Genomic DNA, 23,859 nt, shown 5'->3' on the forward strand with positions numbered 1-23,859 from the left:
CTGCGCAGGGATTCGCAAACCTGGTTGAATCCAGGGTGCGTGCCCCGCGGGGGTACCGCAGTGGTCGGCAGTTTGCGGGGAGAGCATGGACGACGGGAAGCCCACCGGACCGAAGGCGAAGTGGTGGAGCCGCCCCAGTGCGGTACGGAGCACGCACTCCGAACCCCAGGGCACCGCATCGCCCGACGCGCAGCAGCCCGCCGCTGAGCACGAGGCGCACGACGGCACGGCGGCCTCCGCCGCCCCGGCCGATGCGCATCCGCGGACATCCGAACCGGTCGGTGTGACGGCGTCGGCCGGCACGGCCGCCGCAGCCGCCGATCAGCAGCCGCCGAGGCCGGCGGCGCCGCTGCACGAGCCCGATCCCTACAGCACCCCGCCGTACGGCGGCCCCGGCCCCTGGGCTCCCGCGCCTCCGGTGCAGCATCCGGCGGCGACCCCGGCCCAGGGCACGCCCGTACCGCCGCAGTACGCCTCGGCGCCGCAGCCGGCACCGGTCCTCCCGGTGCCCGAGCCGCACGTTCCTCACCAGCCGGTCCCGCCGGCCCCCCAGCACCACCACCCCCAGCCGTCGGCGCAGCCGTACCAGGCCGAGGAGCGGCCCCAGCCGCTGAATTCGGTCTGGCTGCAGTACGACCCGTGGAGCGCACCGGGCAGGCCGCTCACCGAGCACGGTGAGCCCGTGGCCCGCAAGCGCCGCGGCCCGCTGCTGATCGGCGCGGTCGTGCTGGCCCTCGTCGCGGGCGGCACGGGCGGCGCCATCGGCGCCTATGTGGAACGCAACGGCGGCATCGACCGGTTGGAGCTTCCCCAGGCGGGACGGGCAAGCGCCGACCGTGCCCCCGACAGCGTCGCCGGTATCGCGGCCAGCGCGCTGCCGAGCGTCGTCACCCTCCATGTCAGCGGCGGCGGTGAGCAGGGCACGGGCACCGGGTTCGTCCTCGACCGGCAGGGCCACATCCTCACCAACAATCACGTCGTCGACCCGGCCGGCACGTCGGGCGACATCACGATCACCTTCAGCGGCGGGGAGACGGCCGAGGCCACCCTGGTCGGCAAGGACAGCGGCTACGATCTCGCGGTCGTCAAGGTCTCGGGGGTCTCCGGGCTGAAGCCGCTGCCGCTCGGCAATTCCGACAACGTCCAGGTCGGGGACCCCGTGGTTGCCATCGGAGCCCCGTTCGACCTCCAGAACACCGTCACCTCCGGGATCATCAGCGCCAAGGAGCGCCCGATCACCGCCGGCGGCGAGAAGGGCGACGGCAGCGACGTCAGCTACGTCGACGCGCTCCAGACGGACGCCCCGATAAACCCCGGCAATTCCGGCGGCCCGCTCGTCGACGACAAGGCACAGGTCATCGGCATCAACAGCGCCATCAGGGCGGCCGACACCGGTGCTGGGGGCGAAGGCAGCCAGGCGGGCTCGATCGGGCTGGGCTTCGCGATCCCGATCAATCAGGGCAAGCGCGTCGCCGAGGAGCTGATCAACACCGGCAAGGCGACGCATCCGGTGATCGGTGTCAGCCTCGACATGAAGTTCGCCGGCGACGGCGCCCGTGTCGGGGAGAAGGGCAAGGACGACACCCCGTCGGTCACGCCCGGTGGTCCCGCGGCCAAGGCCGGGGTCGAGCCCGGTGACGTCATCACGGAGGTCGACGGCCAGCGGGTGCACAGTGGCGAGGAGCTGATAGTCAAGATCCGTGCCCACCGCCCCGGCGACCGGCTCGAACTGACGCTGAAGCGCGGGGCGAACGAACGGACCGTGACGCTGACGCTGGGATCGGCCGACAACTCATGACCATCTGCCCGGTGCCCCGCCGGTACCGGGCAGACAACTTGGCCGGGTACCGTGGATCGGGCCCGGACCCCATCCGACCTGCGGGCCGCAGAGAACACGAGGAGCAGCAGGGTGTTCAATGACATAGGCGGACTTGAGCTGATCGCTCTCGTGATTCTCGCCGTGCTCGTTTTCGGCCCCGACAAGCTGCCGAAGGTCATCCAGGATTTCACCCGTTTCGTCAGGAAGGTCCGCGCGTTCTCCGAGAGCGCGAAGGAGGACATCCGCAGCGAGCTGGGTCCCGAGTTCAAGGACTTCGAGTTCGAGGACCTCAACCCGAAGGCGTACCTCCGCAAGCAACTCGCGGAGAACGACGACCTGAAGGAACTGAAGGAGCTCCGCAGCAGCTTCGACCTCAAGAAGGAAATCAACGAGGTCACGGACGCCGTCAACGGCAAGGAGCCCTCCGGCGTGTCCGACAGCTCCGTCCCCGCCGCGGTGAACGGCTCCCCGTCCGGTGGCCCCGACCTGCTGAAGAAGCGGGAAAACCCGGCCCGTGACGAGCGCCCGCCGTTCGACGCCGACGCCACCTGAGGACTGTCAATCCCTGCGCACAGGGAACGGGTGGCTATTCTCTCCATCTGTCCGGCAGTGAGGACGCCCGAGGGGGGCGGGCCGCTGAAGGCGTGGATGACAGAAGGAGGCGGCCGGATAGATGGCGACGACGAGTCGGTTGACGGCGCAGAGTACGGCCGGTGCCGCGTCGGCCCCGGGCGGCAACGGCCCCGGCACGATGCAGGGGGGAACGGCTGCGCGGCGTACGGCCGACGGCTTCATGAGCGCCACCTTCCCCTGGTACGGACTGGACGAGGCCTTCACAGGCCCGCGCCGGCTGATGCAGGTGGGTACCGCCGCGGACGGCACCGTCCAGCACGGTGCTGTCGGCCACGGTGACGAACCGTCGATACGGTCCGAGGCGGCCGGAGCGGACAAGGAACGCTTCGCCGTGGTCGTGACGGTGGTGGCGAGCCCTGTCAGACGCAGCGCCGACGGCACGGGCGTGCTGGATGCCACCACGGTCTCCTCCGCGGCCTGGCTGGCCGGGTCGGGCCTCCTGGCCCACACCTGGCCCCCGCAACTGGACCATTCGCTGCGCGACGACTGGCTGGACCAGCAGACGGAAACCGCGTTCGAGCTGGCCGACGACCTGAACGGCGCCGAGTGGTCGACGCTCTCGCTGCCCGTGGACGGGGTGCCGACGCCGTTCCACTACCGCGAGTCGGAGTTCGGGTGGGTGCTGGCGGGCACGACCGGCACCGGCGTGCACATCGGGGCCTACGGGCGGGGGATGAGCGCGTACGGTCTGGGGTTCTCGGCCATCGGGGACGTGTCCGCGTACGTGTAGCCCTGTGCGCGGGACCGGAACGCCTTCGTTGGTGTCCTTGGAAACGCCGGACGGGCCGACTTCGCCCCGCGAAGTCGGCCCGTCCGCCGAGCTGTCAGAACTTGTTGCGCGGCGTGATGCCCAGCGACATGCCGGACAGGCCGCGCTGACGGCCCCCCAGCTTGCCCGCGATCGTGCGCAGAGCGGAGCCCGCGGGCGAGTCCGGGTCGGACAGCACGACCGGCTTGCCCTCGTCGCCACCCTCGCGGAGGCGGACGTCGATCGGGATCTGGCCGAGCACGGGCACGGTGGCGCCGGTCGTCTTCGTCAGCCCCTCGGCGACGCTCTGGCCGCCGCCCGTGCCGAAGACATCGACCATCTCGTCGCAGTGCGGGCACGGCAGGCCCGACATGTTCTCGACGACGCCCACGATCTTCTGGTGGGTCTGCACGGCGATGGACCCTGCGCGTTCGGCGACCTCGGCCGCCGCCTGCTGCGGGGTGGTGACGACGAGGATCTCCGCGTTCGGGACGAGCTGTGCGACCGAGATCGCGATGTCGCCCGTGCCCGGGGGCAGGTCGAGCAGGAGGACGTCCAGGTCTCCCCAGTACACGTCCGCGAGGAACTGCTGCAGTGCGCGGTGGAGCATGGGGCCGCGCCACACCACCGGGGCATTGCCCGGCGTGAACATGCCGATGGAGATGACCTTCACGCCGTGCGCGGACGGCGGCATGATCATGTTCTCGACCTGGGTGGGACGGCCGTCCGCACCCAGCATGCGCGGCACGCTGTGGCCGTAGATGTCGGCGTCCACGACACCGACCTTCAGCCCGTCGGCGGCCATGGCGGCCGCCAGGTTCACGGTCACGGAGGACTTGCCGACGCCGCCCTTGCCGGAGGCAACGGCGTACACCCTGGTCAGCGACCCGGGCTGGGCGAACGGCACCTCGCGCTCGGCGGTCGTGCCGCGCAGCGACGCGGCGAGATCCTTGCGCTGCTCGTCGCTCATCACGTCCAGCGAGACGTCGACGCGGCTGACACCGTCGATCCGCGCGACCGCGTCGGTCACGTTCTTGGTGATCGTCTCGCGCATCGGGCATCCCGAGACGGTGAGGTACACCGTGACGGCGACCGTGCCGTCGTCCCCGATGTCGACCGATTTCACCATGCCCAGATCGGTGATCGGTCGGTTGATCTCGGGGTCGTTCACTGTCGCCAGTGCCTCGAGCACCGCGTCTTCCGTAACCATACCGACGATGGTACGGCGCCCATGCCCGCCTCCGGAAAGCCCTGTCAGCGGTCGCCTTCGTCACTGTGCCCGGAGGGTTCGGACGGGAATAGCGCCTGCCGCTCCTCCAGCTCCTTGATCAGGTCCTGGAACTCGGACCGGATCCAGTCCCTCGTCGCGACCTCGCCGAGGCCCATCCGCAGCGCCGCGATCTCCCGGGTCAGGTACTCGGTGTCCGCGATCGACCGCTCGTTCTGCTTGCGGTCCTGCTCCAGATTGACCCGGTCCCGGTCGTCCTGACGGTTCTGGGCGAGCAGGATGAGCGGCGCCGCGTACGACGCCTGCAGCGACAGGACGAGGGTGAGGAAGATGAACGGGTACTCGTCGAAGCGGAGATCTTCCGGCGCGCTGACGTTCCACACCACCCAGGCGATGATGGTCAGCGTCATCCAGACGAGGAAGCGTCCCGTCCCCAGGAACCGGGCGATCTTCTCCGAGAGCCGCCCGAAGGCCTCCGGGTCGTAGTCCGGCAGCAGGCTGCGGCGCGGGGCGCGCGGCTGGTCCAGCCGTACGCGGGGGCGCGACGCCGCGCTGGCCCCGGACAGGACGCGGGGTTCGCCACGCTCGGTCGAGCCGAGTTCCCCGCCGCTACCCATGGGCGGACTCCTCGAACTCGGTCTCGCGCCAGTCGTCGGGCAGCAGGTGGTCCAGCACGTCGTCGACGGTGACGGCTCCGAGCAGCGATCCGCTCTCGTCGACGACCGCCGCGGCGACGAGGTTGTAGGCGGCGAGATAGCTGGTGACCGCGGGCAGCGCGGTGTCGGGTGACAGGGGCGGCAGACCGCTGTCGACGATCGAGCTCACCAGGGTGAAGGGCGGGTCGCGCAGCAGCCGTTGGAAGTGGACCGTGCCCAGGTACTTGCCCGTCGGCGTCTCGTCCGGCGGCCGGCACACGTAGACCTGGGCGGCGAGCGCGGGCGAGAGGTCCGCCTGGCGCACCCGGGCGAGTGCGTCGGCGACGGTGGCATCCGGGCGCAGCACGATCGGCTCGGTGGTCATCAGACCGCCGGCGGTGCGTTCCTCGTACGACATCAGCCGGCGCACATCGGCGGCGTCGTCCGGGCGCATCAGCGTCAGCAGCCGTTCCTTGTCCTCCTCGGGCAGCTCGGACAGCAGATCGGCGGCGTCGTCGGGGTCCATCGCCTCCAGGACGTCGGCCGCCCGCTCCTCCTTCAGCTTGCCGAGGATCTCCACCTGGTCGACGTCCGGGAGCTCCTCCAGTACGTCGGCGAGCCGGTCGTCGTCGAGGGCGGCGGCCACCTCTGCGCGCCGCTTCGGCGACAGGTGGTGCAGCACATTGGCCAGGTCGGCCGGGCGCAGCTGCTCGAAGGTGGCGAGCAGGCTCTCGGCCCCCTGCCCGTGCTCCTCGAGGGAGAAACCGGTGACTGCCGACCATTCGACGGTGAGCGCCTCGCCCTTGCGGCGCAGCGCACCGCCCTTGCCCTTGCGGACGAAGACCTTGTCGATCTCCCAGTCGCGGCGCGCCGGCAGCTGCTGGATAGACACATCGAGGACGGTGACCTCCTCGTCGCTCTCCACCAGCCGCACCCTGCGGTCGAGCAGTTCGCCCAGCACCAGACGTTCGGTGGGGCGCTGCTCGAAACGGCGCATGTTGAGCACACCGGTGGTGATGACCTGACCCGATTCCATGCCCGTGACACGGGTCATGGGCAGGAAGATGCGGCGGCGGCTGATCACCTCGACGACGAGCCCGAGCAACCGGGGCGGACGTCGTGCGACGCGCAGCATCGCCACCAGGTCCCGCACCCGGCCGACCTGATCGCCGTTGGGGTCGAAGACGGGCACACCCGCGAGATGCGAGACGAAGACGCGAGGGGCGCCTGCCACCATGCCGCGCCTCCTTCCGCCGGGAACTTTGCCGGAAACGCTGCTGTTCGATCGGTTCAGGCTAGCCCGTACCGTTCCGCACCGCCCTGGCTCACGTCCGTCCGGCTCTCTGCCAACCCGTGCACCGAGCCCAGGTACGCTGCGGTCTGCCATCCCCCCACAGATGAGAGGCAGGGCGCTGGTGACTCCCCTTCCTTCGGCCGGCAGCGCCCGTCGCGCCGCGCTCGCCGTGGCGCTCTGCGCCGGGCTGACCGCCGGGCTCACGGCCTGCGGCGAGGATCCGGATGCCGGCACGAACGGGATCGGCAGACTGGGCGCCCAGGAGATCGAGACGAAGGCGCGCGCTGCCGCGGACGCCGCCACCTCGGTCCGGCTGTCCGGCACCCTGCTCAGCAAGGGCGGCACGTACAAGCTGAACATGCGACTCAAGCAGGACGGCGGGTCCGGGTCCGTCACCTCGAAGGACAACACCTTCGAACTGCTGCGGATCGGCGACACCCTCTTCCTCAAGGCCGACGCCGGCTTCTGGAGCCATTCGGACGCCAAGGACGGCAAGGAGCCCAGCAAGTCGGACGCGGAGGCGGCGGACAAGCTGGAGGACAAGTACGTGAAGGTCCCCAAGGGCGACCCCTCGTACAAGCAGTTCCGCGGCTTCACGGACATGGACGTGCTGCTCGACGGGCTCCTCGGGATGCAGGGCGAGCTGAGCAAGGGCGACCGGACGCGGGTCGGCGGCACACGGACCATTCAGGTCGTGGCCGCCAAGGGCACCGGCGGCATACTCGACGTGTCACTGACGGGCAAGCCGTATCCGATGCGGTTCACCCGGGCGGGAGGCGCCGGCCTCCTGACGCTCGGGGACTGGGACAAGGACTTCACCCTGGCCGAGCCGGCGAAGGGCGAGACGCTGGACTACGGCGGTCAGCTCCCGAAGACCTCGGGCGGCTGAGACGACCGGGCGCGCCCCGCCCGCTCGGCCTCCCGCGCGATCAGCAGTGTGAACAACGCTGCGGGTCGGAACCTAACGCCGCTTTCCGCGCCGCTTCAGCAGCAGGCGGGGGAGCGCGGCAGGTGCCGGTTCACGGGTGATCGCGGCGCTCGGCAGCGGCGGCGCCGCCAGAGAGGTGGCGGGCAGCTCGGTGACCACGTCCTGTGGTTCGAGCCGCAGCACCCGGCACTCGCGTGCCCAGCGCTCGGTCATCTGCTCCGCGTCCGGCGCGTTCAGCCGCTTGCCCTTGAGCTCGCCGACGGCCGCCGTCCACTCCTCGGAGCGCGGCTGGAGTTCGCTCACACGCGCCGTCCAGGCGACCAGCCGGCCGCCCTTGTCCTTGCTGCGGACGGTGACTTCGGCAGCCTGGCCGGCCACCAGACCGGGCAGCGGCTGCTCGCCGGGGCCGTCGCCGACGACATGCGCGGCACCCTCGTGCCAGACATGCCACAGGGCGCGCGCAGGGCCGTCGCCGCGCACCCAGATGAGACCGGACTTCTTGGTGGCCTCCTCGACGAGAGCCTGGTCGAGCAGTGGGGATGTCATGCCCGCAGCCTACCGAGAGCCGTCGGTGTCACAGCCAGCCGTTGCGCTTCAATGTGCGGTGAATGGCCAGGCAGACTCCCAGGATGCCCACCATCACCATCGGGTAGCCGTACTTCCACTCGAGCTCGGGCATGTGGTCGAAGTTCATGCCGTAGACGCCGCAGACCGCCGTGGGCACGGCGATGATGGCCGCCCATGAGGTGATCTTGCGCATGTCCTCGTTCTGGGCGACCGTCGCCTGCGCCAGATTGGCCTGGAGGATGGAGTTCAGCAGCTCGTCGAAACCGATGACCTCCTCCTGCACCCGGGCGAGGTGGTCGGCGACATCGCGGAAGTACTTCTGGATGTCGGGGTCGATGAGCCGCATCGGGCGCTCGCTCAGGAGCTGCATCGGACGCAGCAGCGGGGAGACGGCCCGCTTGAACTCCAGCACCTCGCGCTTGAGCTGGTAGATCCGTCCCGCGTCGCCGCCGCGTGTGCTGCCCTTGGAGGGTGCGGAGAAGACGTCGATCTCGACCTCGTCGATGTCGTCCTGCACCGCCGCGGCCACCGCGATGTATCCGTCCACGACATGGTCGGCGATGGCGTGCAGCACCGCCGAGGGGCCCTTGGCGAGCAGTTCGGCGTCCTTCTGCAGACCGTGCCTCAGCGCGCGCAGCGAGCCCTTGCCGCCGTGCCGGACGGTGATGACGAAGTCCCGGCCGGTGAAGCACATCACCTCGCCGGTCTCCACGACCTCGCTGGTCGCGGTGAGCTCGGCATGCTCGACGTAGTGGATCGTCTTGAAGACCGTGAACAGGGTGTCGTCGTAGCGCTCCAGCTTGGGCCGCTGATGGGCGTGCACCGCGTCCTCGACGGCCAGCGGGTGGAGGCCGAACTCGGCGGCGATACCCGCGAATTCGGCTTCCGTCGGCTCGTGCAGTCCGATCCACGCGAAGCCGCCGCCCTCGCGCACCCGCAGCATCGCCTCGTGCGGTGTCTGGCAGGCGTCGGTCTCCAGACGCTTGCCGTCGCGGTACACGGCGCAGTCGACGACGGCGCTGGAGGCGGAGGGGTCGCGAGTGGGGTCGTACGTGCTGTACGGCGCGCTGCTCTTGCGCAGGGAGGGACGGACCGCTGCACGCAGGTCACGGATCATCGACATGGCTGGCTCCTTCACGGAGAGGCCGTCGGTGCATGGCGTGGCACAGCCCGGAATGGGGACGTGAGAGCTACGTCCGCAAAGCGGGCGGCACCGCGGGCGCGCGGTGACGGCGTTCGCTACAGACAGGCAAAAACGAAATGCTCTTCCGTCGTGCGAAATGCCATGGGCCCTATAGGAGAAGGCCTCGGTTCACCGGTCGCGGAGCGCCTGATCAGACGTGGCGTGCGGAACGGTGCCGTACGGAAGAGCTGCTGGTACTGCCCGATCGACTTCGGTCCACCGCAGCCTCACCTCCTCCGGCCGGTCCCCCGTGGGGGACGATGTGTCATCGGGACGTGGAGACGCCACTGTCTGCCTGCAGTCCCGACCAGCGGCCAAGCCTATCAGCCGACTACGGACCAATCCCTGTGTTTGCCCGTTCCTTACGCGTTTTATGCTCGCGACATGGAAGACGTTCTTGCACTGGTCGAGGCCCGGCTGCACACCGCGCTCGGCGAACCGGACGCGCGCGCCGCGGTGACGTTCCTCGGTACGGACCGCATCGAGGTCCTGCGCTTCCGGGGAGACGACGGCGACCTCGTGCGCTACGCCACCCTGGGCATGTCCGCCCACCCGATGACCGACCCCACGGCGGCCTTCGCCGATCCGGTCGCCGGCCCCCGCGCGGAACTGGTCCTGTCCGTACGGGCCGGGCGCGCCGAGACCGACAAGGTGCTGCGTCCGCTCGCCGTGCTGGGCGCTTCTCCTCAGGTCGAGGGCGTCGTCGTCGCGCCGGGCGCCTCGCTGGACGTGGGTGAACCCCTGTGGCCCGGTGCGCCGTTCAGCTCTGTGCTGGTGGCAGAGCCGGGCGGTCTGGTGGAGGACCTCGAGCTGGACGACCCGATGGACCCGGTGCGTTTCCTTCCGCTGCTGCCGATGACGTCGAACGAGGCCGCGTGGAAACGGGTGCACGGCGCGGCGGAACTGCAGGAGCGCTGGCTGACGCACGGCACGGACCTGCGCGATCCGCTGCGCAGGTCCGTGCCGCTCGACTGACGCCCCCGTGGCCCCAGGTCCTGTCCGGCCCGACAAGGTCGCCCGGACAGGGCCTAGTTGGCGAAGACCGTGACCCCGTCCTGCGTGGCGTGGCGCGGTTCCAGTGCCGCTGCCTCGCGGGTGAGCGAGGTGCGCCGCGCCCAGACGATGCCTGCGCCGGCCGCCGCCGCGATGCCCGCGACCACGAACGGCATGTGGATGTTGCTCCATTCCTCGATCTTCGGCGCCAGGAAGGGCGCGGCGGCGGCCGCGAACCAGCGCACGAAGTTGTATCCGGCGCTCGCGACGGGCCGCGGTGCGTCCGAGACGCCGAGGGCCAGTTCGGTGAAGACGGTGTTGTTCACGCCGATGAAGGCGCCGGACAGGACAGTGCACACGATCGCCGTCGTATGGCTGCCGTAGCCGAGCACCACGACGTCCACCGCGAGCAGCACGAGCGATCCGCCGAGCACCTTGAGCGAGCCGAGGTGTTTCTGCAGGCGTGGGGCGACGAGGACCGAGAAGACGGCGAGGAGCACGCCCCAGGCGAAGAAGACCGCGCCCGACTTGTACGGCGTCATGTTCAGCACGAACGGGGTGAACGCCAGGACCGTGAAGAACGCGTAGTTGTAGAAGAACGCCGACGCCGCCGCCGATGCGAGGCCGCCGTGCCCGAGCGCCCTGATCGGGTCGAGCAGCGACGTCTTGCGCGCGGGCTTCGGCTGTTCCTTGAGGAACGCGGCGATGCACAGGAATCCGAGCGCCATCAGCGCGGCGGTGCCGAAGAAGGGATAGCGCCAACTGGCGTCGCCGAGCAGCGCCCCCAGCAGCGGCCCGCAGGCCATGCCGAGGCCGAGCGCCGATTCGTAGAGCAGGATGGCGGCGGCGCTCCCTCCCGCCGCGGCGCCGACGATGACGGCGAGCGAGGTCGACACGAACAGGGCGTTGCCGAGGCCCCAGCCGGCCCGGAAGCCGACGAGCTCGCCCACCGATCCGGAGGTCCCGGACAGCGCGGCGAAGACGATCACGAGCGCGAGCCCGGCCAGAAGCGTCCGGCGGCCGCCGATGCGGCTCGACACGAAGCCTGTGAGCAGCATCGCGACGGCCGTGATCAGGAAGTACGACGTGAACAGCAGGGAGACCTGACTGGGCGTCGCGTCTAAGCCCTGGGCGATCGACGGCAGGATGGGGTCCACCAGGCCGATGCCCATGAAGGCCACGACGGACGCCCCGGCCGTGGCCCAGACGGCCTTCGGCTGCCGCAGGATGCTGCGCCCTCCTTCGTCGAACGGATCGTCTCCGTGGTCGTGTTCCTCTCCGCGCATGAGGGGTCCTCCGCTTTCCCGTCCCGATGAGTGCTGGGTACACACAATAAGTTAGACAGGCTAATGAATGCAAGTTACATCTACTTTCTTCCGGTGGAGGCGCGCTCCGGACGGGTGATCGTCCTTGACGCGGCGTCGACCGGGGAGGACCGTTGACCCCTATGAGGGGCGAACCCAGTTGCCCGAAGTGCGGTGGCCGGGTGAGGGCGCCCGGACTCTTTGCCGACTCCTGGCAGTGCGATGTGCACGGTGCCGTGCACCCGCTGCAGCCGGTGATCCCGCCCAGTGTCGAGGCCCTCGGTGTCGTCGTGCACCGCACTCAGGTCCCCGTGTGGATGCCGTGGCCGCTACCCGTCGGCTGGCTCTTCACCGGCGTCGCCTATGCGGGCGACGACCGCAGCGGGGGCCGTGCCACCGCAGTGGCGTGCTCGGGCCCCGGACCGCTCGGCGGCATTGGTGAACTGCTGCTGGTGGCTGAGGAACTGAGCGTCGGACTCGGCGCGCGGTACGCGGGCATCGACGGCCCCGACCCGGGCCCGCACATCCAGGTCGAGAAGCCCCCGGAGGCCAAGGTGCTGGCCGCAGGCCGCCCCACCCCGCTGTGGCATCTGGCCGGCGCCCCGGACGACCGCGCGGTCTTCGCGGGCGAGGCGCGGGGGCTGTGGCTGTGGGCGATCGTCTGGCCGGAGCAGACCGGGCTGCTGATGTACGACGAACTGGTGCTGACGGACCTGCGCGACGCGGGTGCGGAGGTCGAGTTGCTGCCGTGCGGGGCGCTGTCACCGAGGCTCTTGTCGTAATCGGCACTCGTAAGGGGCCGAGTGGGGTTGGTCACCTTACCGTCGATGGCGGGTGAATGGCCGGGGCGGGGAGCATACGCCGGTTATCCTGGAGCGTCCCCCTGTCCGCCCCGAGCCCCGGAGTCACGCGTCGTGCGCATCGACCTGCACACCCACTCCACGGCCTCGGACGGCACGGACACCCCGGCCGAGCTGGTGCGGAACGCCGTCGCCGCCGGACTGGACGTCATCGCCCTCACCGACCATGACACCACCCGCGGTCACGCCGAGGCCGCGGCCGCCGTCGCACCGCTCCCGGCCGGGTTCACCCTCGTCACCGGCGCCGAACTCTCCTGCCGCCTCGACGGGGTGGGCCTGCACATGCTGGCGTACCTCTTCGACGCCGAGGAGCCGGAACTGCTGCGCGAGCGGGAGCTGGTGCGCGACGACCGGGTGCCCCGGGCGCAGGCGATGGTCGGCAAGCTCCAGGAGCTCGGTGTGCCCGTGGCGTGGGAGCAGGTCGCCCGTATCGCCGGGGAAGGCTCCGTCGGCCGCCCGCACATCGCCGAAGCCCTCGTCGAGCTCGGCGTCGTGTCCAGCGTCTCCGACGCGTTCACCCCTGCCTGGCTCGCCGACGGCGGCCGGGCATACGTCGAGAAGCACGAACTCGATCCCTTCACGGCGATACGGTTGGTCAAGGCCGCCGGCGGGGTGACCGTCTTCGCCCATCCGCTCGCCGTCAAGCGCGGACGCACGGTGCCCGAGAGCGCCATCGCCGAACTGGCAGCGCATGGCCTCGACGGCATCGAGGTCGACCACATGGACCACGACGAGGCGACGCGCGCCCGGCTGCGCGGCCTCGCCGGCGAGCTCGGTCTGCTGACGACCGGCTCCAGCGACTACCACGGCAGCCGCAAGACCTGCCGGCTCGGTGAGCACACCACCGACCCGGAGATCTACGGCGAGATCATCCGCCGCGCCACGGGCGCGTTCCCGGTGCCGGGCACGGGCGGGGTCCGTTCGTAGGACCTGCCACCCTCTTCGTTCACCCCTCTCCCGCAAGGCCCTTCACTGTGTTCGACGTTGCCGTTTTCGGCTCTCTGTTCCTGACCCTTTTCGTCATCATGGACCCCCCGGGGATCACCCCGATCTTCCTCGCGCTCACCTCCGGGCGCGCCACCAAGGTGCAGCGCCGGATGGCCTGGCAGGCCGTCGCCGTTGCCTTCGGTGTCATCACCGTCTTCGGCATCCTCGGCCAGCAGATCCTGGACTACCTGCATGTCTCCGTCCCCGCGCTGATGATCGCCGGCGGACTCCTTCTGCTGCTGATCGCCCTCGACCTGTTGACGGGCAAGACCGACGAGCCCAAGCAGACCAAGGACGTCAATGTCGCTCTGGTCCCGCTGGGCATGCCGCTGCTCGCCGGTCCGGGTGCGATCGTGTCGGTGATCCTCGCCGTGCAGCACGCCGACAGCGTGGGCCAGCAGGTGTCGGTCTGGGCCGCGATCGCCGCGATGCATGTCGTGCTCTGGCTGACCATGCGCTACTCGCTGCTGATCATCCGTGTGATCAAGGAGGGCGGTGTGGTGCTGGTGACCCGGCTCGCGGGCATGATGCTCTCCGCGATCGCCGTGCAGCAGATCATCAACGGCGTCACGCAGGTGATCCAGGGCGCCTGACGCCCGCCCGGCCGTCCTCGGACGCACCGCGCCCCCGTACGGATCTTCCGTACGGGGGCGCGGCGCACGCGGGCCGGTAAGGGCTATGAAGCCGAGGTTTCGGCGGGCCGGATGAGGATGCGCTGGCCGATCGAAGCGGCCTGCTGCACGATCCGGTTGACGGAGGCGGCGTCCACGACGGTGCTGTCCACGGCGATGCCGTCGACGTCGTCCAGTCGCATGATCTCGAAGCGCACGGCTTCTCCCTTCGTCTGATCCTCCTGATGGAGAACTGGTGACAGACGGAATTCTCCGTCCGGGTACTGAGGTTCTCAACGCGATGCATCCTGCAAACATTCCCTACGCTAAGGAAAATTTTTGGATGCCTAACTACTGGCGGGTAGTGCCCGGGGCACGGACAATGAGGTCCGTATGAACGACGAAGAGAGCACCAACATCGCCGCCCGCCTCGAGCGCACCAATGAGCTCCTGCAGCGCATGCTCGCCGAGGTCGCCAAGACCCCGTCGACACACGCCATCTTCGTCGACGCCGGTTACGTCTATGCGGCGGCCGGGTTGCTTGTGGCGGGTACCGAGGACCGGCGCTCCTTCGACCTCGACGCCGAAGGCCTGATCGAGGCTTTCATCGACAAGGCACGGACGATCTTCGCCGACAGCCGTCTGCTGCGCGTGTACTGGTACGACGGCGCACGGCGCCGTATCCACACCCCCGAGCAGCAGTCCATCGCCGAACTGCCCGACGTCAAGGTGCGGCTGGGCAACCTCAACGCCAACAACCAGCAGAAGGGCGTCGACTCCCTGATCCGCAGCGACCTGGAGTCGCTCGCTCGCCATCGCGCCATCAGCGACGCGGCACTCATCGGCGGCGACGAGGACCTCGTCTCCGCGGTCGAGGCGGCCCAGGGCTACGGCGCTCGCGTGCACCTGTGGGGCATCGAGGCCGCCGACGGGCGCAATCAGGCGGAGCCGCTGCTCTGGGAGGTCGACAGCCAGCGCACCTTCGACCTCGACTTCTGCCGCCCCTACATCACGCGCCGACCCGTCACCACGTACGAGAACGAGGGTTCGCCGCCGCCCTCCCGGGACGAGGTGCGCTTCATCGGCGCACAGATCGCCGCGACCTGGCTGGCGGAGCGGGGCCGCGCAGCGATGGCCGAACTGCTGCCCGGCCACCCCTATCTGCCGGGCCCGGTCGACCAGGACCTGCTGATAGAGGCGGAAGGGCTCCTCCAGCGCTCACTGCGCGGGCACGCGGTCCTGCGGCGCGCGCTGCGGGACGGCTTCTGGCAGCACCTGCAGTCTCAGTTCTGATCCCAGAACCGCGCCAGCGCGGCGGCCGTCTCCAGCGGACGGTCGGTGTTCGGGGAATGCTCGGCACCCGCGACAACGGTCCGGTGTGCCCCGAGCCGCAGCGCCATCTCGTCCAGCAGCGGCACGGGCCAGGTGTCGTCCCGTTCGCCGGACAGCACATGCTTCGGCAGCGGCTGCACAGCGGCGAGTTCCTCGACGCGGTCCGGTTCGACGGTCAGCTGCCGTCCGGTCGTGATCAGCTGGACGGCGTTGTGGCGCAGCCAGCGATCCCGCAGATCCGTGCGGTCGCCGTCGGCCGCCGCGGTGTCCTCGGGGGTGGGGGCGTCGAATGCCCTCATCGCCGCCCAGACCTCCGCCATCGTCATCACGGCGAGCGCGTCGGCCAGCAGCTTCACCTTCTCCCGCTGCGCCGGGCTCACCTGGGCGGGGCCCGAGGACATCAGGGTCAACGTCGTGAACGGAGCGGCGTCCAGCAACACGGCCGCGCGGGCGATCTGCCCTCCGAGCGAGTGCCCCACCAGATGCACCGGCCCGCCGACGGCCTCGGCCTGCGCCAGTACATCCCTGGCCAACTCGTCCTGGGCGTAGGCCTGTCGGTCCTCGGGACCGTCGGACTCGTACTGCCCGCGCCCGTCGACCGCGACCACCCGATAGCCCGCATCGGCGAGCGGCTCGAGCAGGGCGATGAAGTCCTCCTTGCTCCCGGTGTAGCCCGGCAGCATCAGTGCGGTGCCGCGCACCCGAGCCGCGGGGCGCGCGTCGAGTACGGCGAACTCCCCGCGGGAGGTGGGCAGTAGGAAAGACCGCGCGCAGGGGGGCGGTACGAAGGTGGGCGGCCGGCTCATGCGGACGAGGCTAACGCGCCGCCGCGCCGGGCGGGACCGGGACTCCCGGGCGGCCGGGGGAAGGCCGTCCAGCGCGAGGACGGGTGGAGGGAACAGACGCCGATGGCCCGGCCCCCTGTGGGGGCCGGGCCATCCGGTCGTGCGAGCGTCAGCTCTCGGGCTGCGCGGCGGCGCGCGTACGGCGACGACGCGGCGCGGCCTCCGGCTCCGCCGCGACGGCTTCCGCCGTCTCGGCCGCCTTCGGCGCCCTGGTCGTGCGGCGACGCGGCTTCGCCTCGGCGCCGGCGTCGGTCTCCGCCGTCTCCGTGGCCTTCGCCGCCCGCGTCCGGCGCGGCTTGGTCACCGTCTCGGTCGCTTCGGCGGCCTCGGCCGTGTCGACGGCCTTCGCGGCACGCGTGCGATGGCGGGGCTTCGCCTCGGCCTCCGGCTCGGCGACCGCTACGGCCGCGCTCTCGGTGGTCTTGGCAGCCCGCGTCCGGCGCGGCTTGGTGACCGTCTCGGTCGCTTCGGCGGCCTCGGCCGTGTCGACGGCCTTCGCGGCACGCGTCCGGCGGCGCGGCTTCGCCTCGGCGGCTTCCGCCGACGGCTCCGCCGTCTCCGGGGCCACGACCGCGGACGAGGTCTCGTTCACCGTCTCGGCGACCTGTGCGGCACGCGTCCGGCGGCGGCGCGGCTTCGCCTCGGTCTCCGTCGGTGCCTCGGCCGTCTCCACCGCCTCGACCGTCTCGACGACAGCCGTCGCCTCGGCGGGCGCGGAGCCGGACGCCTGCGCGCCGACACGAGTACGACGACGGCGGCGCGGCGTGCGCGGCTGCGTGGCCTCCTCTGCGGTGGCCTGCTCCGGCACGGCCGTCAGCGCTTCGTTCTCCGCCGCCTCGGCACCGCCGCGCGTTCGCCGACGCTGACGGGGCGTGCGCGTACGGACGGGACGCTCCTCGCGCACCGCCGTCGCGGATGCCGACCGACGGCCGCGGCCGCCCGTCTCGCCCAGGTCCTCGACCTCTTCCGCGGCGAGGCCGGCGCGGGTGCGCTCGGCGCGCGGCAGGACACCCTTGGTGCCCGCGGGGATGTTCAGCTCCTCGAACAGGTGCGGCGACGTGGAGTACGTCTCCGGGGGGTTCGGGAAGCCCAGGTCCAGCGCCTTGTTGATCAGCTGCCAGCGCGGGATGTCGTCCCAGTCGACCAGCGTCACGGCGGTGCCGGAAGCGCCCGCGCGGCCGGTGCGGCCGATGCGGTGGAGGTAGGTCTTCTCGTCCTCCGGCGACTGGTAGTTGATGACGTGGGTCACGCCCTCGACATCGATACCGCGCGCGGCGACGTCGGTGCACACCAGCACGTCGACCTTGCCGTTGCGGAAAGCGCGCAGCGCCTGCTCACGCGCGCCCTGGCCCAGGTCGCCGTGGACCGCGCCGGAGGCGAAGCCGCGCTGGGCGAGCTGGTCGGCGATGTCCGCGGCGGTCCGCTTCGTCCGGCAGAAGATCATCGCAAGCCCGCGGCCCTCGGCCTGCAGGATGCGGGAGACCATCTCCGGCTTGTCCATGGAGTGCGCGCGGTAGACGCGCTGTGTGGTGTTCGCCACGGTCGCGCCCTGGTCGTCCGGCGCGGTGGCGCGGATGTGCGTGGGCTGCGACATGTAGCGGCGGGCGAGGCCGATGACGGCGCCCGGCATGGTCGCCGAGAACAGCATGGTCTGCCGCTTGGCCGGCAGGAACTGGATGATCTTCTCGACGTCGGGCAGGAAGCCCAGGTCGAGCATCTCGTCGGCCTCGTCGAGGACGAGGGCACGCACGTGCGAGAGGTTCAGCTTCTTCTGGCCCGCCAGGTCGAGCAGACGCCCGGGGGTGCCGACGATCACGTCGACGCCCTTCTTGAGCGCCTCGACCTGCGGTTCGTAGGCACGGCCGCCGTAGATCGCGAGCACGCGGACGTTACGGACCTTGCCGGCGGTGAGCAGGTCGTTGGTGACCTGCGTGCACAGCTCGCGGGTGGGGACGACCACGAGTGCCTGCGGGGCGTCGGTCAGCTGCTCGGGCTGCGCCCGGCCGGCCTCGACGTCCGCGGGGACGGTGACGCGCTCCAGAAGCGGCAGTCCGAAACCGAGCGTCTTGCCGGTGCCGGTCTTGGCCTGGCCGATGACGTCGGTGCCGGAGAGCGCGACGGGGAGCGTCATCTCCTGGATGGGGAAGGGGGAAACGATACCGACGGCCTCGAGGGCCTCGGCGGTCTCGGGAAGGATCCCGAGATCCCGGAAAGTCGTGGGCTGCTGCGTAGTCAGGGTGTTGCCTCTTCTGTGAGACGCGGCGCGAGGCGAACGCTGGGGGTCGTACCGCACCTGGGTACTGGGCCGACCGTGGGTTGGCCGGATGGTGCGGGACCACTGCCGTCGCTCGAGCGTCGTGCCGCTGAGGGGCCCCTCATCTGCGGTCCTACGCACCTGTGCGTTTGATCCGCGTGGAGGGCGGGCGGGTCGGAGCCGATCGGGCCACCGACCGGGCATCCTCATTCATGAGACGGCCCACCGAGCAGATCTCACTGACGCTGATGCTCAGCAGGCGCATTACCACTGTACCCCGGATTCGCGCATGTGTGTTGGGCGAATTCACGGGAACCCCGCTCGCGGCATGGCTGACCAGGCCCTTCCGCAGACTTGCGGGCGGGCTATTGTGCGCTTCATGGAGACGCCTGACAACGCCACTGAACACACCGGGATCGCCGCCCAGGACTGGGCCGCGGCCTCCTCGGACCCCCAGTACCGCGCCGCCGTCGTGGACCTGCTGGGCGCGCTCGCGTACGGCGAGCTGGCGGCCTTCGAGCGGCTTGCGGAGGACGCGAAGCTCGCACCGACGCTCGGCGACAAGGCCGAGCTGGCGAAGATGGCCTCCGCGGAGTTCCACCACTTCGAGCAGCTGCGCGACCGGCTCGCGGCCATCGAGGCGGAGCCGACGAAGGCCATGGAGCCGTTCGCCCAGGCGCTGGACGACTTCCACCGCCAGACCGCACCGTCCGACTGGCTGGAGGGCCTCGTCAAGGCTTACGTCGGCGACTCGATCGCCAGCGACTTCTACCGCGAGGTCGCCGCGCGCCTGGACGGCGACACGCGTGCCCTGGTGCTCGCGGTGCTCGACGACACGGGCCACGGGAATTTCGCCGTCGAGAAGGTGCGTGCGGCGATCGAGGCCGATCCCCGGGTCGGCGGCCGGCTCGCGCTGTGGGCGCGCCGGCTCATGGGCGAGGCGCTGTCCCAGGCACAGCGGGTGGTCGCCGAGCGCGACGCGCTGTCCACGATGCTCGTCGGCGGTGTCGCGGGCGGGTTCGACCTGGCGGCGGTCGGCGAGATGTTCTCCCGGATCACCAAGGCGCACACCAAGCGGATGGCTGCCCTGGGACTTGCTGCCTGACGGTATGTCACGAGGTGTTGCCCGGCCCGGAGCGGATACGCCTCCCGGCCCGGTGCACGGAGCGGTCGGCCCGCTCTTCCGGGCGTCCGCTCCGGGCCCGTTCGTTGCGTCGGCTCAGAAAGGGAACGCGCGGTGCAGCCTTCGCGGTGAGGGCCTCAGCAGCAGCGAGAGAAGCACGGTCCCGATCGCTGCGGATCCGATCAGCACCGCGGCCGCATGGCCGGGGCCGAGCGCGACATGCGTCACATACGCGCCGAAAAGTGCGCCGAGCGCTCCCGTCGTGAAGACCGTCCGACGGGAGGGGAGCCGTTCGGAGAAGTGTCGGGTCGCGGCCCAGGACAGGGCCAAGCCGATCAGGACGGAACCGAGGGCTTCCAGGAGCACTGCTGATCACCTCGCAGACGCCGGCGCGGACAGGGACGGTCACAGCCCGTACTACCCGTCACCAACGGATCACAACCCTCCCCGAGCGGGCGAAAGCGGCCCCTGAACAGCGAAATCCGGCAGGGACCGAAAACGGCGAGGGCCCGGCGGACAATCCGCCGGGCCCTCGCCGTGCGATGCTTCACCGCGCCGCTCCCGGGCGTACCCGGGAGCCTGCGCCGCGCCCTCTAGAGGGCGCCGAATCCCACTCGTCGTGTCGTCGACTCGCCGATCTCGACGTAGGCGAGACGGTCGGACGGCACCAGGACCTTGCGGCCCTTCTCGTCCGTGAGGCTGAGCAGCTGCGCCTTGCCGGCCAGCGCATCGCCCACCGCGCGCTCGACCTCCTCGGCGGACTGCCCGCTCTCCAGAACGATCTCCCGGGGCGCGTGCTGCACGCCGATCTTGACCTCCACGGCTATGTCCCTCCGAACGGTCCGTGCGTTGCGCGATCAACCGCGCCGTACGCAGCACACATTAGCCCGGCGACCGGACGCGGCAGGCGCCTGTGGGAAACGCCAGGAGCGAACAGTGCTCAGTGCTGTTCGCTGCCGTGCAGCGGGAAGCCCGCGATACCCCGCCACGCCAGCGACGTGAGGAGCTGCACCGCGGTGTCCCTGGGGATGCCGGACTCGCTGGAGAGCCAGTACCTGGCGACGACCTGGGAGACGCCGCCGAGGCCCACGGCCAGCAGCATCGACTCGTCCTTGGACAGCCCGGTGTCCTCGGCGATCACGTCGGAGATGGCCTCCGCGCACTGCAGCGACACCCGGTCCACGCGCTCGCGGACCGCGGGCTCGTTGGTCAGGTCCGACTCGAAGACGAGCCGGAACGCGCCGCCCTCGTCCTCCACGTACGCGAAATAGGCGTCCATGGTCGCCGCGACGCGCAGCTTGTTGTCCGTCGTCGACGCGAGCGCCGTGCGGACGGACTGGAGCAGGGCCTCGCAGTGCTGGTCCAGGAGAGCGAGGTAGAGCTCCAGCTTTCCGGGGAAGTGCTGGTAGAGCACGGGCTTGCTGACGCCCGCCCGCTCGGCGATGTCGTCCATGGCTGCGGAGTGGTACCCCTGAGCCACGAAGACTTCCTGGGCCGCGCCCAGGAGCTGGTTTCTGCGGGCTCGGCGTGGCAGGCGTGTGCCCCGCGGGCGCGCCGCCTCTGTCTGCTCGATGGCTGTCACGCCGCCTCCCAATGTGTTGAACAAGCACAGCCGTTCCGTCGCGCTGTGCACCGCGCCCGCCATCGTACTTTTCGGTAACCCGGCTGTGCGTGGTGCGATCGCAGAATTTCACGGACCGGACGGTCGCGGTAGCTGCCTGCTCAGGGGTGATACGGGGACATACCGGTGGCAAGCGCCGGCGCCTCACCTATAGTCGTCCTCGTCCTGGGTGACCACACGTGCCTGTTCGGCCGCGTCCGCTTCGTTCGCGGCGTCCGGATCGGTGCGGTTCACGGGATCGTCGCGTTCGGAGCGGAGGTCCTTGTGCTGCTCGGCGGCGTCGGCCTCGGGGACCTCCGAGTCGTTCGTGGCGGTGTCGTCGTCCTCGGTGAAAGTGTCCGGGTCAGTGGGATCGACTGTCATACCGCACCGCTTTCCCTGGAATGCGCCCTTTAGTACGAGCCTAGGAGTTCCTGGTGGCAGGCGCTACGCGGTACGGGTGACATCTGTGACACCGAACACACGAGCCACGGCGTGATCGTCTCGTAACATTGCCCGCATGTCTTCGACCGAGCTGCCGGGAGCCCAGGCCGTCAATGCCGCCGTGGCGCCCAAGGTCGCGACCGTACGGGTTGCCGAGGGCGAGGAGCTGCGCTCCGTGTCGCTGCCCGGCCTCACCCTGACGGTCCGCTCCCGTCCGCCCGCCACCACGGGGCTGCCGCCCGCGCTCTTCGTGCACGGCCTCGGCGGTTCCTCGCAGAACTGGTCCGCGCTGATGGCGCTGCTCGAGGACACGGTGGACGGCGAGGCGATCGATCTGCCCGGCTTCGGCGACTCGCCGCCGCCGGACGACGGCAACTATTCCGTCACGGGACACGCCAGAGCGGTCATCCGTTTTCTCGACGCGAGCGGCCGCGGCCCCGTCCACCTGGTCGCGAACTCACTCGGCGGCGCCATCTGCACCCGGGTCGCGGCCGTGCGCCCCGACCTCGTGCGCACGCTGACCCTGGTCTCGCCCGCGCTGCCCGAGCTGCGCGTCCAGCGCTCGGCGGTGCCGACCGCCCTGCTCGCCGTGCCCGGCATCGCTCTGCTCTTCGCCAGGCTGACCAACGGCTGGGGCGCCGAGGAACGCACCCGGGGGGTACTCGCCCTCTGTTACGGAGACCCCGCACGGGTGACGGACGAAGGGCTGCGCAACGCCGTCGAGGAGATGGAGCGGCGCATGCGGCTCCCGTACTTCTGGGACGCGATGGCCAGGTCGGCGCGTGGCATCGTGGACGCCTACACGCTCGGCGGACAGCATGGGCTGTGGCGTCAGGCGGAGCGTGTGCTCGCACCCACTCTGCTCGTCTACGGGCGCAAGGACCAGCTCGTCTCGTACCGTATGGCGCGCAAGGCGGCAGCGGCGTTCCGGGACTCCCGGCTGCTGACGCTCCCGGACGCCGGGCACGTTGCGATGATGGAGTACCCGGAAACGGTCGCCCAGGCATTCCGGGAACTGCTCGACGACTGCGGTAGGAGCTGATCCGGGGCGTGGGACGACACAGCCGCAAGGGCCCCGCACGCAAGGGCGCCGAGACCGGGGGAGTACCCGGGCCGGCGCCCGGCGAGTGGGAGCCCGCCGCGGCATCGCCCGGCGGACGGCGCAGGCGGCTCGGCGACTCCGGGCCCGACCAGCACACCCCGGCGGCCACCGGCTACGGCACCGGGCAGGCCAGGGGCGGACATCCCGAGCACTACGAGGCCGGCGGCGGCTGGGGCGACTGGGAGACCGGAAGCATGCCGACCGTGGCCCCGCCCCAGCAGGTCCGTACGGCGCCGCCGCGCCCGGCGGCCGGGGGCGCCCGGATACCGGGCCCGCGCCGGGAGTTCGTCGAGGCCTTCGACGAGCCGGCGCCGCGCGATGACTATTCCTCGGTCACCGACTGGGACTCCGGGCACGGCAGGCCACCCGAGATCGCGGCCGACACCGAGGCGGACGACGCCGGGGACGAGGCCGACGAGCGGCCGTCCAAGGGCGGCAAGGGGCGCACCTTCACCGGGATCGCGGCAGCCGCGGTGACCACCGTCCTCGCGGTCGTCGTCGCCGGTCAGGTCGCCGCCGACGGCCCCGGCGGCATCGGTGCCCAGTCCGCGGACCAAGACCGCGGTGCGGTGCAGGAGCGGCCGGACCGTTCCGAAGGCAGGGCCACGCCGCCGCAAGGGGCGGCGCCCGAGGCACCGGCCGCGCCCCCGACGTACCAGCAGTTGATGGTGAAGCAGTTCCCGATCGACCCGAAGCTGAAGGGCTCGGGGGACTTCGAGGCCGTGGCGGGATTCGACAAGGCGCCGGGCAAGGGCCGCAAGATCCGCTACCGGATCGACATCGAGAAGGGTCTCGGGCTGGATGCCGGGCTCTTCGCCAAGGCCGTCCAGGAGACGCTCAACGACGACCGCAGCTGGGCGCACAACGGAGAGATGACCTTCGAGCGCATCTCGTCGGGCGAGCCGGAGTTCGTCATCACCCTGGCGAGCCCCGGGACGACCGGGGTCTGGTGCGCCAAGTCCGGACTCGACACGACCGTCGACAACGTCTCGTGCGACTCGGCATCGACGGAACGCGTGATGATCAACGCCTTCCGGTGGGCGCAGGGCGCGAAGACGTACGGTCGGGACGCGATGTTCCCCTACCGGCAGATGCTCATCAACCACGAGGTCGGACACCGGCTCGGGTACAACCACGTGAACTGCAGCACGCCCGGTGCGCTCGCCCCGGTGATGCAGCAGCAGACGAAGTCGCTGGATGTCGGCGGCATCGAATGCCGCCCGAACCCCTGGGTGCACCCCGGGAGTTGACGGGCGTCAGGGGCTGGCCGCAGCATCACTCCACGTAACGGAATGACACCGTAGCGCCACGGAACGCTACCTGGGTGGGAAAGTTACGTGCATTCACCCCTTCCGGTGGCGCAATGGAC

The 23,859-nt window shown here is 70.6% G+C and carries 25 protein-coding genes; 12 read left to right on the forward strand and 13 right to left on the reverse strand.

Annotated elements, in window-relative coordinates; all coding sequences use genetic code 11:
* The first annotated feature begins 85 nt into the window (after positions 1 to 85).
* The 3 genes from AC067Z_RS22085 (at position 86) to AC067Z_RS22095 (ending at position 3,182) form a co-directional block, all read left to right on the forward strand.
* On the forward strand, positions 86 to 1,798 hold the full coding sequence (locus AC067Z_RS22085) for a S1C family serine protease (RefSeq protein WP_478791279.1): 1,713 nt from the start codon (positions 86 to 88) through the stop codon (positions 1,796 to 1,798).
* Between the two features lie 111 nt (positions 1,799 to 1,909).
* The gene (locus AC067Z_RS22090) at positions 1,910 to 2,371 is read left to right on the forward strand and encodes a sec-independent translocase (RefSeq protein WP_478791280.1); all 462 of its coding nucleotides are present in this window, start codon (positions 1,910 to 1,912) and stop codon (positions 2,369 to 2,371) included.
* A gap of 199 nt (positions 2,372 to 2,570) precedes the next feature.
* The gene (locus AC067Z_RS22095) at positions 2,571 to 3,182 is read left to right on the forward strand and encodes a hypothetical protein (protein WP_478791457.1); all 612 of its coding nucleotides are present in this window, start codon (positions 2,571 to 2,573) and stop codon (positions 3,180 to 3,182) included.
* Between the two features lie 94 nt (positions 3,183 to 3,276).
* Here the strand turns inward: AC067Z_RS22095 and AC067Z_RS22100 are convergent, their stop codons facing one another.
* The 3 genes from AC067Z_RS22100 to AC067Z_RS22110 are packed head-to-tail and all read right to left on the reverse strand — an operon-like array spanning position 3,277 to position 6,300.
* Entirely contained in the window at positions 3,277 to 4,410 is a 1,134-nt protein-coding gene (locus AC067Z_RS22100; RefSeq protein ID WP_478791281.1) for an Mrp/NBP35 family ATP-binding protein, read from the reverse strand.
* 44 nt (positions 4,411 to 4,454) lie between these two features.
* Positions 4,455 to 5,045, reverse strand: coding sequence for a DUF1003 domain-containing protein (locus AC067Z_RS22105; protein WP_478791282.1), 591 nt, complete (start codon positions 5,043 to 5,045; stop codon positions 4,455 to 4,457).
* A complete protein-coding gene (locus AC067Z_RS22110; RefSeq protein ID WP_478791283.1) occupies positions 5,038 to 6,300 on the reverse strand; it encodes a magnesium transporter MgtE N-terminal domain-containing protein in 1,263 nt (420 codons plus the stop codon). Before AC067Z_RS22110 ends, AC067Z_RS22105 begins: the two co-directional genes overlap by 8 nt.
* Positions 6,301 to 6,478: 178 nt before the next feature.
* Here AC067Z_RS22110 and AC067Z_RS22115 point away from each other — a divergent pair, with 178 nt between their 5' ends.
* Positions 6,479 to 7,246 (forward strand): hypothetical protein, encoded by a 768-nt coding sequence (locus tag AC067Z_RS22115; protein ID WP_478791284.1) that lies wholly within the window; start codon positions 6,479 to 6,481, stop codon positions 7,244 to 7,246.
* A gap of 72 nt (positions 7,247 to 7,318) precedes the next feature.
* Here AC067Z_RS22115 and AC067Z_RS22120 read toward each other — a convergent pair whose 3' ends face one another.
* Together AC067Z_RS22120 and AC067Z_RS22125 are read right to left on the reverse strand one after the other, a co-directional pair.
* On the reverse strand, positions 7,319 to 7,831 hold the full coding sequence (locus AC067Z_RS22120) for a hypothetical protein (RefSeq protein ID WP_478791285.1): 513 nt from the start codon (positions 7,829 to 7,831) through the stop codon (positions 7,319 to 7,321).
* Between the two features lie 28 nt (positions 7,832 to 7,859).
* On the reverse strand, positions 7,860 to 8,975 hold the full coding sequence (locus AC067Z_RS22125; RefSeq protein ID WP_478791286.1) for a magnesium and cobalt transport protein CorA: 1,116 nt from the start codon (positions 8,973 to 8,975) through the stop codon (positions 7,860 to 7,862).
* Between the two features lie 444 nt (positions 8,976 to 9,419).
* Between AC067Z_RS22125 and AC067Z_RS22130 the strand changes: the two genes are divergently transcribed.
* Entirely contained in the window at positions 9,420 to 10,010 is a 591-nt protein-coding gene (locus tag AC067Z_RS22130; RefSeq protein WP_478791287.1) for a suppressor of fused domain protein, read from the forward strand.
* A 53-nt stretch (positions 10,011 to 10,063) separates the two neighbouring features.
* Here AC067Z_RS22130 and AC067Z_RS22135 read toward each other — a convergent pair whose 3' ends face one another.
* Positions 10,064 to 11,314, reverse strand: coding sequence for an MFS transporter (locus AC067Z_RS22135; RefSeq protein WP_478791288.1), 1,251 nt, complete (start codon positions 11,312 to 11,314; stop codon positions 10,064 to 10,066).
* A 161-nt stretch (positions 11,315 to 11,475) separates the two neighbouring features.
* On the opposite strand from AC067Z_RS22135, the gene AC067Z_RS22140 reads away from it, so the two are divergent.
* From AC067Z_RS22140 to AC067Z_RS22150, 3 genes are all read left to right on the forward strand, one after another.
* Positions 11,476 to 12,114, forward strand: coding sequence for a DUF6758 family protein (locus AC067Z_RS22140; RefSeq protein ID WP_478791289.1), 639 nt, complete (start codon positions 11,476 to 11,478; stop codon positions 12,112 to 12,114).
* A 132-nt stretch (positions 12,115 to 12,246) separates the two neighbouring features.
* The gene (locus tag AC067Z_RS22145; protein WP_478791290.1) at positions 12,247 to 13,119 is read left to right on the forward strand and encodes a PHP domain-containing protein; all 873 of its coding nucleotides are present in this window, start codon (positions 12,247 to 12,249) and stop codon (positions 13,117 to 13,119) included.
* 47 nt (positions 13,120 to 13,166) lie between these two features.
* Positions 13,167 to 13,772 (forward strand): MarC family protein, encoded by a 606-nt coding sequence (locus AC067Z_RS22150; protein ID WP_478791291.1) that lies wholly within the window; start codon positions 13,167 to 13,169, stop codon positions 13,770 to 13,772.
* A gap of 83 nt (positions 13,773 to 13,855) precedes the next feature.
* Here AC067Z_RS22150 and AC067Z_RS22155 read toward each other — a convergent pair whose 3' ends face one another.
* The gene (locus AC067Z_RS22155) at positions 13,856 to 14,008 is read right to left on the reverse strand and encodes a hypothetical protein (RefSeq protein ID WP_478791292.1); all 153 of its coding nucleotides are present in this window, start codon (positions 14,006 to 14,008) and stop codon (positions 13,856 to 13,858) included.
* Positions 14,009 to 14,183: 175 nt separating this feature from the next.
* On the opposite strand from AC067Z_RS22155, the gene AC067Z_RS22160 reads away from it, so the two are divergent.
* A complete protein-coding gene (locus tag AC067Z_RS22160; RefSeq protein ID WP_478791293.1) occupies positions 14,184 to 15,083 on the forward strand; it encodes an NYN domain-containing protein in 900 nt (299 codons plus the stop codon).
* Here the strand turns inward: AC067Z_RS22160 and AC067Z_RS22165 are convergent.
* Both AC067Z_RS22165 and AC067Z_RS22170 read right to left on the reverse strand, forming a co-directional pair.
* On the reverse strand, positions 15,074 to 15,928 hold the full coding sequence (locus AC067Z_RS22165; protein ID WP_478791294.1) for an alpha/beta fold hydrolase: 855 nt from the start codon (positions 15,926 to 15,928) through the stop codon (positions 15,074 to 15,076). The genes AC067Z_RS22160 and AC067Z_RS22165 overlap by 10 nt on opposite strands.
* Before the next feature lie 148 nt (positions 15,929 to 16,076).
* Positions 16,077 to 18,098 carry a DEAD/DEAH box helicase gene (locus tag AC067Z_RS22170; RefSeq protein WP_478791295.1) on the reverse strand — a complete coding sequence of 674 codons (2,022 nt, stop codon included), beginning with the start codon at positions 18,096 to 18,098 and terminating at the stop codon, positions 16,077 to 16,079.
* A gap of 502 nt (positions 18,099 to 18,600) precedes the next feature.
* On the opposite strand from AC067Z_RS22170, the gene AC067Z_RS22175 reads away from it, so the two are divergent.
* Positions 18,601 to 19,326: a ferritin-like fold-containing protein gene (locus AC067Z_RS22175; RefSeq protein WP_478791296.1), complete on the forward strand. Its 726-nt coding sequence runs from the start codon at positions 18,601 to 18,603 to the stop codon at positions 19,324 to 19,326.
* 114 nt (positions 19,327 to 19,440) lie between these two features.
* Here the strand turns inward: AC067Z_RS22175 and AC067Z_RS22180 are convergent, their stop codons facing one another.
* The 4 genes from AC067Z_RS22180 to AC067Z_RS22195 all read right to left on the reverse strand — a co-directional run bounded on the left by AC067Z_RS22180 (position 19,441) and on the right by AC067Z_RS22195 (position 21,328).
* Positions 19,441 to 19,710, reverse strand: a complete 270-nt coding sequence (locus AC067Z_RS22180; RefSeq protein WP_478791297.1) for a hypothetical protein — start codon at positions 19,708 to 19,710, stop codon at positions 19,441 to 19,443.
* 227 nt (positions 19,711 to 19,937) lie between these two features.
* Complete coding sequence (locus AC067Z_RS22185) at positions 19,938 to 20,165, reverse strand: DUF3107 domain-containing protein (protein ID WP_478791298.1); 228 nt, start codon at positions 20,163 to 20,165, stop codon at positions 19,938 to 19,940.
* 119 nt (positions 20,166 to 20,284) lie between these two features.
* Positions 20,285 to 20,926 (reverse strand): TetR/AcrR family transcriptional regulator, encoded by a 642-nt coding sequence (locus tag AC067Z_RS22190; RefSeq protein WP_478791299.1) that lies wholly within the window; start codon positions 20,924 to 20,926, stop codon positions 20,285 to 20,287.
* Between the two features lie 183 nt (positions 20,927 to 21,109).
* A complete protein-coding gene (locus tag AC067Z_RS22195; protein ID WP_478791300.1) occupies positions 21,110 to 21,328 on the reverse strand; it encodes a hypothetical protein in 219 nt (72 codons plus the stop codon).
* A gap of 136 nt (positions 21,329 to 21,464) precedes the next feature.
* Here AC067Z_RS22195 and AC067Z_RS22200 point away from each other — a divergent pair, with 136 nt between their 5' ends.
* Both AC067Z_RS22200 and AC067Z_RS22205 read left to right on the forward strand, forming a co-directional pair.
* Positions 21,465 to 22,430, forward strand: a complete 966-nt coding sequence (locus AC067Z_RS22200) for an alpha/beta fold hydrolase (RefSeq protein WP_478791301.1) — start codon at positions 21,465 to 21,467, stop codon at positions 22,428 to 22,430.
* Positions 22,431 to 22,438: 8 nt separating this feature from the next.
* Complete coding sequence (locus tag AC067Z_RS22205; RefSeq protein ID WP_478791302.1) at positions 22,439 to 23,740, forward strand: DUF3152 domain-containing protein; 1,302 nt, start codon at positions 22,439 to 22,441, stop codon at positions 23,738 to 23,740.
* Positions 23,741 to 23,859 lie beyond the last annotated feature (119 nt).

This window comes from Streptomyces sp. NPDC043812, from assembly GCF_056436245.1.

Bases quoted from the DNA above. Each gene is read 5' to 3' on its own strand.
- AC067Z_RS22160 (WP_478791293.1), top strand. From the start codon at position 14,184: ATGAACGACGAAGAGAGCACCAACATCGCCGCCCGCCTCGAGCGCACC.
- AC067Z_RS22120 (WP_478791285.1), bottom strand. From the start codon at position 7,831: ATGACATCCCCACTGCTCGACCAGGCTCTCGTCGAGGAGGCCACCAAG.
- AC067Z_RS22195 (WP_478791300.1), bottom strand. From the start codon at position 21,328: ATGACAGTCGATCCCACTGACCCGGACACTTTCACCGAGGACGACGAC.
- AC067Z_RS22165 (WP_478791294.1), bottom strand. From the start codon at position 15,928: ATGAGCCGGCCGCCCACCTTCGTACCGCCCCCCTGCGCGCGGTCTTTC.
- AC067Z_RS22110 (WP_478791283.1), bottom strand. From the start codon at position 6,300: ATGGTGGCAGGCGCCCCTCGCGTCTTCGTCTCGCATCTCGCGGGTGTG.
- AC067Z_RS22105 (WP_478791282.1), bottom strand. From the start codon at position 5,045: ATGGGTAGCGGCGGGGAACTCGGCTCGACCGAGCGTGGCGAACCCCGC.
- AC067Z_RS22130 (WP_478791287.1), top strand. From the start codon at position 9,420: ATGGAAGACGTTCTTGCACTGGTCGAGGCCCGGCTGCACACCGCGCTC.
- AC067Z_RS22125 (WP_478791286.1), bottom strand. From the start codon at position 8,975: ATGTCGATGATCCGTGACCTGCGTGCAGCGGTCCGTCCCTCCCTGCGC.
- AC067Z_RS22200 (WP_478791301.1), top strand. From the start codon at position 21,465: ATGTCTTCGACCGAGCTGCCGGGAGCCCAGGCCGTCAATGCCGCCGTG.
- AC067Z_RS22140 (WP_478791289.1), top strand. From the start codon at position 11,476: ATGAGGGGCGAACCCAGTTGCCCGAAGTGCGGTGGCCGGGTGAGGGCG.
- AC067Z_RS22175 (WP_478791296.1), top strand. From the start codon at position 18,601: ATGGAGACGCCTGACAACGCCACTGAACACACCGGGATCGCCGCCCAG.
- AC067Z_RS22135 (WP_478791288.1), bottom strand. From the start codon at position 11,314: ATGCGCGGAGAGGAACACGACCACGGAGACGATCCGTTCGACGAAGGA.
- AC067Z_RS22170 (WP_478791295.1), bottom strand. From the start codon at position 18,098: ATGACGCTCCCCGTCGCGCTCTCCGGCACCGACGTCATCGGCCAGGCC.
- AC067Z_RS22100 (WP_478791281.1), bottom strand. From the start codon at position 4,410: ATGGTTACGGAAGACGCGGTGCTCGAGGCACTGGCGACAGTGAACGAC.
- AC067Z_RS22095 (WP_478791457.1), top strand. From the start codon at position 2,571: ATGCAGGGGGGAACGGCTGCGCGGCGTACGGCCGACGGCTTCATGAGC.
- AC067Z_RS22085 (WP_478791279.1), top strand. From the start codon at position 86: ATGGACGACGGGAAGCCCACCGGACCGAAGGCGAAGTGGTGGAGCCGC.